Source organism: Leptolyngbya sp. DQ-M1 (assembly GCF_039962505.1).
GTDB lineage: Bacteria > Cyanobacteriota > Cyanobacteriia > Leptolyngbyales > Leptolyngbyaceae > Leptolyngbya.
On sequence record NZ_JAMPLJ010000002.1, the window covers coordinates 561,836 to 574,048 of the forward strand.

The 12,213-nt window shown below is 46.2% G+C and carries 12 protein-coding genes; 7 read left to right on the forward strand and 5 right to left on the reverse strand.

Annotated elements, in window-relative coordinates; translation table 11 throughout:
• Window positions 1-8: 8 nt before the first annotated feature.
• The 7 genes from NC981_RS08555 (at window position 9) to bioF (ending at window position 4,415) form a co-directional block, all read left to right on the forward strand.
• Complete coding sequence (locus NC981_RS08555) at window positions 9-1,181, forward strand: pyridoxal phosphate-dependent aminotransferase (RefSeq protein WP_348242439.1); 1,173 nt, start codon at window positions 9-11, stop codon at window positions 1,179-1,181.
• An 18-nt stretch (window positions 1,182-1,199) separates the two neighbouring features.
• The gene (locus NC981_RS08560; protein WP_348242440.1) at window positions 1,200-1,463 is read left to right on the forward strand and encodes a type II toxin-antitoxin system HicA family toxin; all 264 of its coding nucleotides are present in this window, start codon (window positions 1,200-1,202) and stop codon (window positions 1,461-1,463) included.
• Window positions 1,453-1,665 (forward strand): type II toxin-antitoxin system HicB family antitoxin, encoded by a 213-nt coding sequence (locus NC981_RS08565; protein ID WP_348242441.1) that lies wholly within the window; start codon window positions 1,453-1,455, stop codon window positions 1,663-1,665. The genes NC981_RS08560 and NC981_RS08565 overlap by 11 nt, the downstream gene beginning before the upstream one ends.
• Before the next feature lie 152 nt (window positions 1,666-1,817).
• Window positions 1,818-2,663, forward strand: a complete 846-nt coding sequence (locus NC981_RS08570; RefSeq protein WP_348242442.1) for an alpha/beta fold hydrolase — start codon at window positions 1,818-1,820, stop codon at window positions 2,661-2,663.
• A 35-nt stretch (window positions 2,664-2,698) separates the two neighbouring features.
• Window positions 2,699-3,046, forward strand: a complete 348-nt coding sequence (locus tag NC981_RS08575) for a DUF1823 family protein (RefSeq protein ID WP_348242443.1) — start codon at window positions 2,699-2,701, stop codon at window positions 3,044-3,046.
• 3 nt (window positions 3,047-3,049) lie between these two features.
• Window positions 3,050-3,265, forward strand: a complete 216-nt coding sequence (locus NC981_RS08580; RefSeq protein WP_190376969.1) for a hypothetical protein — start codon at window positions 3,050-3,052, stop codon at window positions 3,263-3,265.
• Window positions 3,255-4,415: an 8-amino-7-oxononanoate synthase gene (bioF, locus tag NC981_RS08585; RefSeq protein ID WP_348242444.1), complete on the forward strand. Its 1,161-nt coding sequence runs from the start codon at window positions 3,255-3,257 to the stop codon at window positions 4,413-4,415. The genes NC981_RS08580 and bioF overlap by 11 nt, the downstream gene beginning before the upstream one ends.
• Here the strand turns inward: bioF and NC981_RS08590 are convergent.
• The 5 genes from NC981_RS08590 to NC981_RS08610 all read right to left on the reverse strand — a co-directional run bounded on the left by NC981_RS08590 (window position 4,382) and on the right by NC981_RS08610 (window position 12,198).
• Window positions 4,382-5,854 (reverse strand): gluconokinase, encoded by a 1,473-nt coding sequence (locus NC981_RS08590; protein ID WP_348242445.1) that lies wholly within the window; start codon window positions 5,852-5,854, stop codon window positions 4,382-4,384. The genes bioF and NC981_RS08590 overlap by 34 nt on opposite strands.
• Window positions 5,855-5,985: 131 nt before the next feature.
• Window positions 5,986-7,854 carry an ATP-binding protein gene (locus NC981_RS08595; protein ID WP_348242446.1) on the reverse strand — a complete coding sequence of 623 codons (1,869 nt, stop codon included), beginning with the start codon at window positions 7,852-7,854 and terminating at the stop codon, window positions 5,986-5,988.
• A 139-nt stretch (window positions 7,855-7,993) separates the two neighbouring features.
• Window positions 7,994-10,039, reverse strand: a complete 2,046-nt coding sequence (locus NC981_RS08600; RefSeq protein WP_348242447.1) for a DUF4157 domain-containing protein — start codon at window positions 10,037-10,039, stop codon at window positions 7,994-7,996.
• A 104-nt stretch (window positions 10,040-10,143) separates the two neighbouring features.
• Window positions 10,144-10,362 carry a hypothetical protein gene (locus NC981_RS08605; protein WP_348242448.1) on the reverse strand — a complete coding sequence of 73 codons (219 nt, stop codon included), beginning with the start codon at window positions 10,360-10,362 and terminating at the stop codon, window positions 10,144-10,146.
• A gap of 12 nt (window positions 10,363-10,374) precedes the next feature.
• Complete coding sequence (locus NC981_RS08610; protein WP_348242449.1) at window positions 10,375-12,198, reverse strand: hypothetical protein; 1,824 nt, start codon at window positions 12,196-12,198, stop codon at window positions 10,375-10,377.
• Between the last annotated feature and the right edge of the window lie 15 nt (window positions 12,199-12,213).

Below are 12,213 nucleotides of genomic sequence, written 5' to 3' on the forward strand. Positions count from 1 at the left end.
CCGTTGATATGAAACTGGCAGCACGAGTAAGTCAGGTAACGCCTTCGCTCACCCTCGCGATCGATGCAAAAGCAAAAGCCATGAAGCGCGAGGGCATTGATATCTGTAGCTTCAGCGCAGGTGAACCCGACTTCGACACGCCAGAACACATCAAGCAAGCCGCCACTGATGCGCTCAAACAAGGAAAAACGCGCTACGGCCCCGCAGCAGGTGAACCGTTGTTGCGAGAAGCGATCGTCCGCAAACTCCAGCGCGAAAATCAATTAACCTACAAACCCGAAAACATCATTGTGACGAATGGCGGAAAGCATTCGCTCTACAACTTAATGATGGCAATGATTGATCCGGGGGATGAAGTGATCATTCCGGCTCCGTACTGGGTGAGCTATCCCGAAATGGTCAAGCTTGCGGGCGGAACGCCGATCGTGGTTAAAACCACCGCAGAAACTCAATTCAAAATCACTCCGGATCAATTACGAGAAGCAATCACGGATAAAACAAAGCTGTTTATTCTCAATTCGCCCTCGAATCCAACCGGAATGGTTTACACACCGGATGAAATTCGAGCGATCGCTCAAGTGATCGTTGAGAAAGATATCTATGTTGTTTCCGATGAAATTTACGAACGCCTGTTGTATGACGGTGCAGAACATTTAAGTATTGCCGCAGTGAGTCCGGAGGTATTCGATCGCGCCATCATTAGTCATGGATTTGCCAAAGCTTATTCGATGACCGGCTGGCGGGTTGGTTATCTTGTAGGCAATGTTGATTTAATCAAAGCGGCTAGTAAAATTCAGGGACATAGCACCTCGAATGTGTGTACCTTTGCTCAATATGGCGCGATCGCAGCCTATGAAGATCCGCGATCAAATGAATCAGTTGAACTAATGCGGCAGGCATTTGCAGAACGCAGACAAGCGATCGTCGATTTAGTCGCTGCAATTCCAGGATTAAGCTATATCAAACCCGATGGCGCATTCTATCTGATGATTGATATCAGCAAGTTTGGCATGAGTTCACTAGAGTTTTGTGATGGCTTATTAACTGAGCAGAAAGTAGCGGTGATTCCTGGAATTGCCTTTGATGCGGATGATCATATTCGACTGTCTTACGCAACAGATATGGCAACGATTGAGAAGGGGATCGATCGTTTAGCAACGTTCGTCAAATCAAAGCTGTAGAGGTGAAAAGCAGACTAAGTGAATCGCCAAGATAAGCTGCTGGTCAAAATTCTTCTCGGAACCTCCGATGCTAATATTCCATTTGAATCGCTGTGCAACCTTCTGACAAACCTGGGATTTGAGCAACGCATTCAAGGAAGCCATCACATCTTCTTCAAGGAGGGAATTGAAGACATCTTGAATCTTCAGCCCAAACAAGGAAAAGCAAAGCCATATCAGGTTAAACAAGTTCGTAACGTTATTTTGAAGTATCAACTTGCAGGCGAAGAAGATGAAGATTAAGTATGAACTGATTATTTACTGGAGTGAGATCGACCAGGCATTCATTGTCGAAGTGCCCGAACTGCCTGGATGCGCCGCAGACGGAGAAACGTATCAAGAAGCTGTGCAAAATGTTGAAGTCGTCATTCAGCAATGGATTGCAACTGCTCAGGAGCTAGGACGATCGATTCCCGAACCGAAAGGGCGTTTGCTTTTCGCGTAGATTGCTAAAATAGCGAATCGGATCCCAGGGATTGATACCGAATTAAACATAGAACGCGACAGATCATACTCAAAGTCCCCCAGAATGGGGGATTTAGGGGGCGAGAATCTGTTGCATCCACAAATCAATTTGGTATGAGTTGAATACAATCGATGAAATTTAACTTGGATGGACTTTACAAGATTTTGATTGTCGCACTGCGGATTTATGCGATCGTCTGTCTTGTCCTATTTTTTATTCAGACTCGATTTATCTTCATCCCAACGCGCACGGTCTACAAAACGCCTGCAACGCTCGGTCTATCGGCTCAAGAAGTTTGGATTCCGGCGAAAAATTGGTTAGGTCAAACCGAACGGATTCATGGTTGGTGGCTTCCGGGCAAAGATCCAAGCTTAGGAACGGTGCTTTATTTTCATGGCAATGGTGGGACGTTGGGCGGCATCGATCAAATGGATCGACTTCATGATTTGGGTTTTTCGGTGCTGGTAATTAGCTATCGAGGATATGCAAAAAGTGAAGGCGGATTTCCCTCAGAATCGCAAGTTTACGCAGATGCTGAAGCAGCTTGGAACTATTTGACAAACGATCGCAAGATTCCACCGAATCAAATCACGATTTACGGATATTCGATCGGCGGTGCAGTTGCGATCGATCTTGCCGCAAAACATCTCGATGCGAGAGCGCTGATTGTGCAAAGCTCGTTTACGTCGATGAAGGATATGGCGTTGAGACAGAAGCATTTTCGCCTGTTTCCGTTGGAGCTAATCTTGACACAGCGATTTAACTCGATCGACAAAGTACGATCTCTAAAAGTACCTGTGCTGTATTTTCATGGCGATGCAGATAGCTTAGTGCCACCGTCGATGAGTCAGGCTTTATACGAGGCAACTCCGACTCGAAAGCAATTAATCTTTATTCGAGGCGCAGAACATAACGATGCAGAATTTAGCCTCGAAGATTTAGAAGCGATTCGGAAATTTGTGCAAATCGTTCGATAATGGTCGATCGTGAATAAATTCTCGAAGCAAGAACAATGCCTGATTTACCTCCGTTAAACTCCGATACGATTTGGGCGATTTTGAACGACACGATCGACGATACAACCGCAAATCGCTTGGTTTGTCACTATCTCGGTTACGATGACGGAACTGCTTCTCCAGAATGGTTAGAAACCTATCCTGAACCTCCGAACTTTATTGAAAGTCGTCCGGCGGTTGTGAAATTAACGCGATCGATTCCACCAGAAGATAAGCAGTTATTAAAAGAAAAGCTTGGATTTTCGGGATATACCGTCGATCAACTCGTGCCGCGAAAAACTCGACGTGCAACAATGGCGAACTGGTTGCTAAGTTATATGCAGCAGAATCAAATTGAGGTTTAAATCATGGGAATCGAACGCCGGATGTCGAGAACAATGTTTCTCCCTGCTGAAACAGTTCAATTGCGTCAAACTTGCTTTACACCCGGAAAGGTTTATCAACCGGGTCGATACATTGCAGGTGAACTTCCTGATGTTGCCTTTGAAATGGGTTTAGTCGATAAACTGCCCCCGGTGCGCGGTAAAAATGCAGAAATTCGAGAGCAACCGAATGAAGAATGATCCGTATGCTTGGATTGAACAATCGTTTTGGTCGATCGACCGCGCAGGTTGGCATCGATCGACCAAAACGATTGATCGTCCCGGTGCAGTCATTCAGATTGATCACCGCGCTTATCTCAACTTTGCAAGTAATGACTATCTTGGACTCGCAACCGATCAGCGTTTAATTGATGCTGCAATTCAAGCTGTTGAACAATACGGAACAGGAAGCACCGGCTCAAGATTGCTCACGGGACATCGACCTTTACACCGAAAGCTAGAATCCGCGATCGCACAACTCAAACAAACCGAAGATGCAATCGTGTTTAGCTCTGGCTACTTAGCGAACTTGGGAACGATCGCAGCCTTAGTCGGCAAACGTGACTTAATTCTGTCTGATCAATACAATCATTCGAGCCTACGAAATGGTGCAATTGTGAGCGGTGCAACGATTTTGGAGTATCGGCACTGTGAAATGCAGGACTTACGCACCAAGCTCGAACAACAGCGATCGCACTTTCAAAAATGCCTGATTCTCACAGATACCGTATTCAGCATGGATGGCGATCTCTGTCCGTTGCCTGAAATTCTGGACTTAGCAGAACAGTTTGACTCAATGGTATTAGTCGATGAAGCTCACGCGACCGGAGTGATGGGCGCAACAGGTGCAGGATGTGTCGAGCATTTTGGTTGTACCGGACGGGCACTGGTGCAGATGGGAACTTTGAGCAAAGCATTAGGTAGCTTAGGTGGTTATGTAGCTGGTTCTGCATTACTGATTGATTTCCTTAGAAATCGTGCGCCAAGTTGGATTTACACAACAGGATTATCACCCGCTGATAGTGCTGCGGCTTTGTGCGCTATTCAGATCGTTCGACAAGAGCCAGAACGTCGATCGCGGCTTTGGCAAAATGTCGCTTATCTCAAATCAAAGCTAACGAACTTCGATCTGTTGCCTTCGGAATCCCCGATTCTCTGTTGGCAATTACCCGATGTTCAAACGGCTCTAAAAACCGCACAAGCATTACAAAATCAGAGCATCTTTGCACCAGCGATTCGACCGCCGACTGTTCCAACGAGCCGAATTCGGATGACGGTAATGGCAACTCATACAGCAGAGCATTTAGATTGCTTAGTTCATTGTCTCGAAAACTCTGACTCTAACTGTTGATAGAGCCTCCCATAGCGTTCAAATTGCTTGTGATACTGCTCAGATAGCTGCAAGTTTGGAGAATGTCGATCGCGAATCCGAATCATCGATCGTCCTTCCTCGAGCTGATCAATCTGATTAATCGCATACATCGCTAACACAACTGCCCCAAATCCACTCGCTTCATAGACTTCGGGCACAAGCACTTCGATCCCAAATACATCAGCCATCATTTGCCGCCAAAGGTACGATCGTGCAAATCCTCCGGATGCCAGAATCGTTTGACTCGTTCCAGTCAGTTCACTCAGCACAGTGTTAATGCTATAAGCAGCAAACAAAACGCCTTCTAAAACAGCGCGAACAAAGTGCGATCGCTGATGCTGTAAAGACATACCAAAGAACACTCCTCGCGCCTCTGCATTCCAATAGGGCGCACGTTCACCAGAAAGAAACGGTAAAAATAACAATCCCTCTGCACCCGCCGAAACAGTCCCAGCCAGTTGAATCAGGGAATCATACGAATCTTGTTGTCCAAAGTTATCTCGAAACCACCTTAAAACAATACCCCCATTGTTAGAAGCACCCCCAATTAACCATTGTTTCTCAGTCATGGCATAGCAGAATGTTCTGGCTTGTGAATCGGTTAAAGGCTCAGACACTACTTTTCGGACTGCGCTACTGGTGCCGATCGTGATTGCTAACTGATTCGATGTAATTGCCCCAACTCCAATATTGGCTAACGCTCCATCACTCGCACCCACTACAACTGGAACATTCGGATCAAGTCCCATTAGTTCTGCATAGTGTGGTTTCATGCCTTGCAGAATGTGCGTCGTTGGAACTAATTCACTCAGTTGATCAGTGCGAATTTGTGCAAGTGCTAGAACATCTTTATCCCAAGTCAAAGTTCTGAGGTTAAACAATCCGGTTGCAGATGCGATCGACCAATCCACAACATACTGATCGAACCACTGATACAGAACATACTCTTTAATCGAGATGAACTTTGCAGCCTTGTTAAATCGCTCTAAATCGCACTCCCGCATCCAAAGCAATTTTGTGAGCGGTGACATCGGATGCAGAGGGGTTCCGGTGTTTTGATAAATCCAGTTTTCTTGTTGCTTCAAGGCTTCTGCTTGCCTCACACTCCGACTATCTGCCCAAGTAATACTCTGGCTCAAAGCAGTATGATCTGCACCCATGACAATCAAGCTGTGCATTGCAGAACCACATCCAACCGCAGCAACATCTCGACTTGATAACTGTGCCTGCTGTACGGCTACTTGTACCGATCGCAAAACAGCCTCAAAAATTATGTTTGGATCTTGTTCTGCAAATCGGGGCTGAGCAGAAAGTAAGGGATATTCCTGACTAGCAATACTTTTAACTTCACCTGTCGATGAAACGACGATCGCTTTTGTACTGGTTGTTCCAATATCAATGCCAATAAAGTGCTTCATATCGCTTTGCCAAAACACCAGAAACCCTGCCTTGAGAATAAATCAAAGCAGGGTGAATACATATCCATTTTAAGGGTTGACCATCGGTTCCCTGAATAGGCGGTGGTTGCAAGTTCTCAGACTTGATGATCTTAGTGCCAGTCATCCATCAATAACTTCCCCATCTTTTGGTACTCGCGCTGAGTCGCCCGAATTAAATGCGTCATCGTAATCACACCGCCCTCACTCGCCGCTAGAAATGCGGCAGCTAGAGCAATATTGCGAATATTGGCACCGCTAATTTCAAATCGCCGTGCCATCGCAGATAAATCGACATCGGGACTACGCGGGGTCGCGGCTGGAAAAATTCGCTCCCAGATGCACAAGCGATCGCGTTCATTCGGCAGGGGAAAATCGATCATAAATCGCAATCGCCGCACAAAAGCATCATCCAGACTGCTGCGTAAATTCGTCGTGAGGATAGCAATGCCTTCGTATTCTTCCATCTTTTGCAACAGATAGCCAATTTCAATGTTGGCGTAGCGATCGTGGGAATCCTGCACCTCCGATCGTTTGCCAAACAAGGCATCGGCTTCGTCAAACAACAAAATCGCATTGGAGTTGGCGGCGGCGGTAAAGATGCGATCGAGATTCTTCTCGGTTTCGCCAATATACTTACTTACAATCTGCGACAGATCAATCTGATACAGATCAAGCTGTAACTCTTGAGCAATCACTTCTGCCGCCATTGTTTTGCCTGTTCCCGGTAATCCCGAAAACAGTACATTTAAGCCTTTGCCCCGCGATAATCGTTTTCCAAAATCCCAGTCTTGATAAACTTTCGGTCGATACTTTGCCTGATTGCAGAGTTCTTCTAGCTGTGCTTTTGAATCGGTGGACAGGATAATGTCATCCCATCCATACACTGGGTTGATTTTGCGGGCCAGTCCAGTCATGTCTTGTCCTGATTGAGCGCGAGCCGCAGCAAATAAGTTGATCGGTTCTGACTTCCATTCCGCAACATGACGAGCGGTTGCGATCGCATCAACAATCTGAGTGTCTGTCAGCCGAAACCGATCTGCCAAGGCATCAAGATCACTTGCAGCGATCGCAAGATTCGCTTCCTCTAAATGCTTTTTCCAAGCTTGCTGGCGTTGAGTAAAATCTGGCATCGGAAACATCAGCGTCACGATTCCAAGGGGTTCAGCCGAGCGAAACGGTTGTTCACCCGACAGAAGCATCCGAGTTTTGCGGAGTGCTGGAACGGTTTCAGAATCAATCTCAACATAAAGCAATGCGTTTTGAAACCAGGCTTCTCGAACCCAGTAAGCAATATCAGTCGCTTGGGCTGCAATCAGTAAAGGACAATTCAAAGCTTTTGCCAAGGCTTGCGCTGCTTTTCGTTTGAGGGCGCGATCGCTGCCCTGAAAGTATACGGGCATCTGCCAATCCTGGTCGATCAATGCCTTTAACGGTGTGCTCAAGTCATTGGGTAGTTCTTCTAAACTGATTGTGGATTGCACGAGTTCACAAAGCTCACAACCAGGATCAAGTCCAGGCTGATGCAGCAAGAATCGAATCAATTGGGGGTTGAGATGAATCTCTTGTGCGAGCAGGGTTGGTTTACTTTGCTCAGATTCCAAAGAGAGTAACCCTTCTTGAATCAAGGGCGATGTGGAAGCAAAGCGATCGCGCTTCTCTAAGCGCTCGATCGCATCCACACAGAGTAAATTTAAGGCTAAATCAACACTGGGACGTTTAGAACGAACATCATTTTGGAGATAAGCATAAAGCGATTCATAGCGGCGATCAAGTTCGGGAGCTAGCGCGATCGCGATCACGTCTAGGTCGAACTGAGACAAGCTGAACTTCTGCTGCACTGAGGCAAGCCGCGAATCAGGTGAAATCTCTGCAGTCAGAATTAGGGGACTTTGCTGCTTCTCATCGCTTGCTGCTTGTTCCAGCAGTCGATCCAATCGCTGCAAGAGAGGCAGAAGTAAGGCTAACTCGGACTGATTCATGAAGGTGCTGGAGCAGATGATTTCACATTAGAGGCTATGGCTTACCAGTCTGCTTGACCAGATGCAGAGGGCAAAGTTTGGCAGAGCCATTTACCGATCCCTGCAAATAGAACAGTAGATAAGCTTAGGGATTATTGCTTCAGTCTTGTTCCTCCTTGCTCTTTTTTCGAGCGTGACTAATCAATTCTCCTAGAGTTGAAAGCATCAGTAGCTTAGGATTCAATGTCTCTCCTGTTTCTTGCTCATAGTCTGCCAAGAATTTAGAGTTAATCACTTTCTCAAACCATTCTTTTTCTTTTTTAAGCCTCTTTGGGGGATTTGCTGCAATACTTTCTAGCCCCTTTTTGATCTCCTCATAGTGGCTATTTCTCTGCTCCTCCTTCTGCTTCTCTTTTGCTTCATGTAGACTGCGCTCTTCTGCCTCACGTTTCTCTGCTAGCTTTTGCTTTTCTTGTCTCTCAATCTCTGGGTTGAAATACCTTTCTGCTCCACTTAAACTTACATTCTCTAACTTATTTTTTCGGAAAATTTGCACTTCCACGACAGCATTTCTAGGGACTTCTACCAGTAATGTTTCTCTATTTTTTTCTGCACTATATTTATACAGCTCTAGTTCCCTTTTCGCTGTATTGTTGTATTCTTTATTTCGCAAAGATGTTTTGAAGTGATGAGACTCCTCAAGATGTTGATTGTAAATTTTATCCTGATCGATTTTAGCAAGATCGATTTTAATAACAGCCTCACTCGTAAACAATTCTCCATGATTGCTGTGGACTAGCCGATTAGGCTTTGCATGAGTCACGGAAAGCATCCGCTGCTCATCACCACTTCCATCCCGCTGCTGCAAGAACTCGCGTTCTTCTTGAGTGATAGTATCCTGTCTTCCTTTTCCCTTAAAATCATATTTTTCAGCTTGATTGCCAATTATCATTGTTGGATTTCGAGGAGACATTTTACCCTGTGTGAAAAGCTGGTTCATTTGCTGATAGCTACAACCTCTATAGACATAGCGGGTAATATATAGCCCCCGTTGATCTTGAACATATTCTTTTGAGGTTCCTTTCTTTTTATAGACGGAATTACGCAAAGGTTCCATCCCTTCTTGGGTAATGGGAGATCCAAATCTCTTACCTGCAAAAAGAATGCTGTACAGCGGCTTCTTAGTTTTTTTGCTAGTGACGACAATCTCATCATTAACGTTCTCTCCAAAGCTAACTTCTCCATTTGTTGCCTTCTCGATCTCCGTTTGAAGTTTATCTAAATTCCATCCTGTCGTAAGATAGCTGTCATGGTATGACTTCAGAGCCTCTACTTTTTTCTCTTTGTAGTTATCTCTAATCTCTTTACTTTCGCTTTTGGCATTCTCCCCCGATTGAACTTGCTTAAGTTTCTGTTCCTCTTCTCTAGTTAGCTTCACGATATTGGCATCTTTGCTAGACTCAATCTTGTTTTTTGCAACTCTTTTTGATCGCTGATGCTCTTTGATCGCCACTTCGATTTTCTTAATTAATTCAGCATCATTGTTATCAGTAATTGGCTTTGCCTCAAACGCAATCTTATCTCCTGCCCGTTGAATCGCTGGGGCAGCTGGATTAGCGCTTTGCTGGACAACATGCGCTAGTTCATGGGCAATCAATTCCTGCCCTTTGCGGCTTGTAGGATCGTAGCTTCCCTGCCGAAAGAAGATATCCTGCTGGGTGGTGAAGGCGCGAGATTGCAAGGAGTGATTCAGTTGATTTGCGTTCGCATCTGTGTGAATCCGAACCTGCTGAAAGTTCTGCCCAAAAGCATCTTGCATTGAGTGCTGCAAATGATTGGGTAATGGCTGTCCACTGCCTACTGCTTGCTGAATTGAAGCTTCCAGGGCTGGTGTCGCATTCTTGCCTTCATTAAAAGCGGGTTGCTTCAATGGCTGTAGCGATTCAGTTCGCTTGGCTTTGGGCTGTGCAGGGGCATGAATTTGCTCAACTACACGAGTAGCTGTTTGTTCCGCTTCTTGTTCAAAGCGATCGCCAGCCTCGCCAACCGCTAGTTTGGTTTGAAGCGACATCAATTCACCTGATAAACCACGGAATGACGGTTTATCGGGTGAAAAAATGGACTGGGAAGTGGGTTGAATTGACCGGATAGAAACGGGCTGCGATGACACAATTTCAGGTTTTGTTTGACGCATAGATTGCCGCATAACACGCTCCTAAATAAACGATCGATCATTGATAAGCTAGTTCAATATATCAAGTCAAACAGAGTAGATTTCACGCCGCTTCCTCTGAAGTTGGGCGTAAGAGATTAGGGGACGATCACAGGCGTTTCAACCTGCGAGTAGTTATCAGATTCAAGTGTAGAGTCTGTTTCTAAAACTTCTTCTAGAACTTGAATCGCTCCATCAATTCGCAAGAGTGTTTCTCGGAGATTCAACTGTTTTGCTTCTAAGTCCACCAGCATTTTTTGTCCAGTTTCATATTCATTTCTGAGCTGTTGTAAGCGTTGTTCCATTTTTTCTCTCATGATGCACATCCCTTAGATCTTGATGATGAAGCAGAGCGCATAATACGGGGGTCTATTTTCGTGGGCTTGGTTGCCTCCAGCATAATTGGTCTGGACTTGATAGTTTGCAAGGACATTCACCTGTTGATCAGACTTTGCCATGCTGTGACTGGTCACACTTCCGAATCCTCCCCCTCCACTATCAAAATCTAATGAGTGATTGTGGCTTGGAATCTGATTGATATTCAAGGTCACGGTATCTTCTCCGCCCGTATTGCTCAGTGCATAATTTCGACCTGCTCCAACAATGAATCGATCTTGCAAATCTGGGGTTCTGCTCTGACCATTATTGTAGGCTTGACCATTGCACAGTAACCATCCTGCTGGAACTGCATTTGCGGCTCCTGACCACATGACGATCATGCCCGTCACAATCATGTTTTCAGCAAAGATTCTCACATAGGCATCTGAGTTGAGATTGCCATCTTTGAAGTGAATGCCGTTCGTCTGTGCTTCAATGCGATGCCAAAAGCGTCCTCCGTGGTGGAATCGAATTGCGGGAAAGACTTCTGGAACCGTCACACTCGGATCTTCTTGGAATAGTTCCAGAAATAAGTGCTTTCCGCCCGTGGTTTCGGTACGGCTGCGGATTAGACGTAAATGTTCAGTCGTTGCAGCAACCGTCAACCTCGCAGTCGATGCCCCGGTTCCAATTCCCACCGTTCCGCCGTTATGCGCGATCGCGAAATTCCCTGTACTGCAATCTAACGCCAATCTTTGAGTCCAATTTGCGGTATTCGTGCTGGCGGTGGCATACACTTCAAAGCGGGGTTTTTCTCCTGTATCGTCCATTTCTAAAGTCACGGCTGTGCGAGCGCGATCGGGGAACACCCAATTACTGTTATTTGCATTGCGATGGGCATTGTAGGACAAACTACTACCACCCGCATTGCCGCTCAGGTACAAATAGTTTTGTCGAATTCCAGTTGTGCCGCTCACGTGCAATCGATTCGTGGCTTCATTACTGCCAATGCCAACATTTGCGCCGCTAGGATTAATGAGCAATGCTCCACCTCCCGTATTCTCAACCACAGAACTATTGCCACCCGCACTGAGAGGGCGTACCACTAGATTGGAACCAATGTGCTCAAGTTTGAGGCTAGATTCTGTGGAAGCACTCGCTAATTTGACTTCTAGCTTGGCATTGGGGCTGGTAGTGCCGATACCGACTTGATCGGTGATGTTTAAGCTGCCGCTCAGGGTTGCCCAACTTCTGCCTGCCATGCCGCGCGATCGCAAGTTCAAATTCGCGCCATCGGCAGTGGGAAGCTTGATGCCTGCATATTGCCGCACGGTTTGATCGCCGTCGTGGGTGACGTTGCCGTCGCCATTGAGGGTTAACCTTGCCAGTCGAATGGCGTTTTCCGGCGGCGATTCATCTGTTTTCTGTACCGTAATCGCGGGATCTTCGTGCCAGCGCCGATTTGATTCTCCACCTTCTTGAGCCAAATCGGATGCCACTTCTCGATAGGCAATGAACACGTCGATCGCTTGATTGCGAAACTCTTTGAGCGGCAAATCTTTGAGGCTGCCAAGGACAATTTGTTGCCCTTTGGGGTCGATCGCAGTTCCAGGTCGGACAATGGCGCGATCGACATCATCTCGCGATTGCTGACTGCCTGGATCGATCGTTAAACCTTCGACAATTCCAGGACTATGCAGAAACCGGAGGGAGCGACGTTGGCGATCGAGATGGTACTTTTGCTCATCGACAAAATCTTGGTCTTTTAAAAATTGCCCATCAAAATAGCGGACTCGTTTTTCGATCGGATCGTATTGCCTGTAATCTGCTGCCATAAAGTTCTCCTGGCG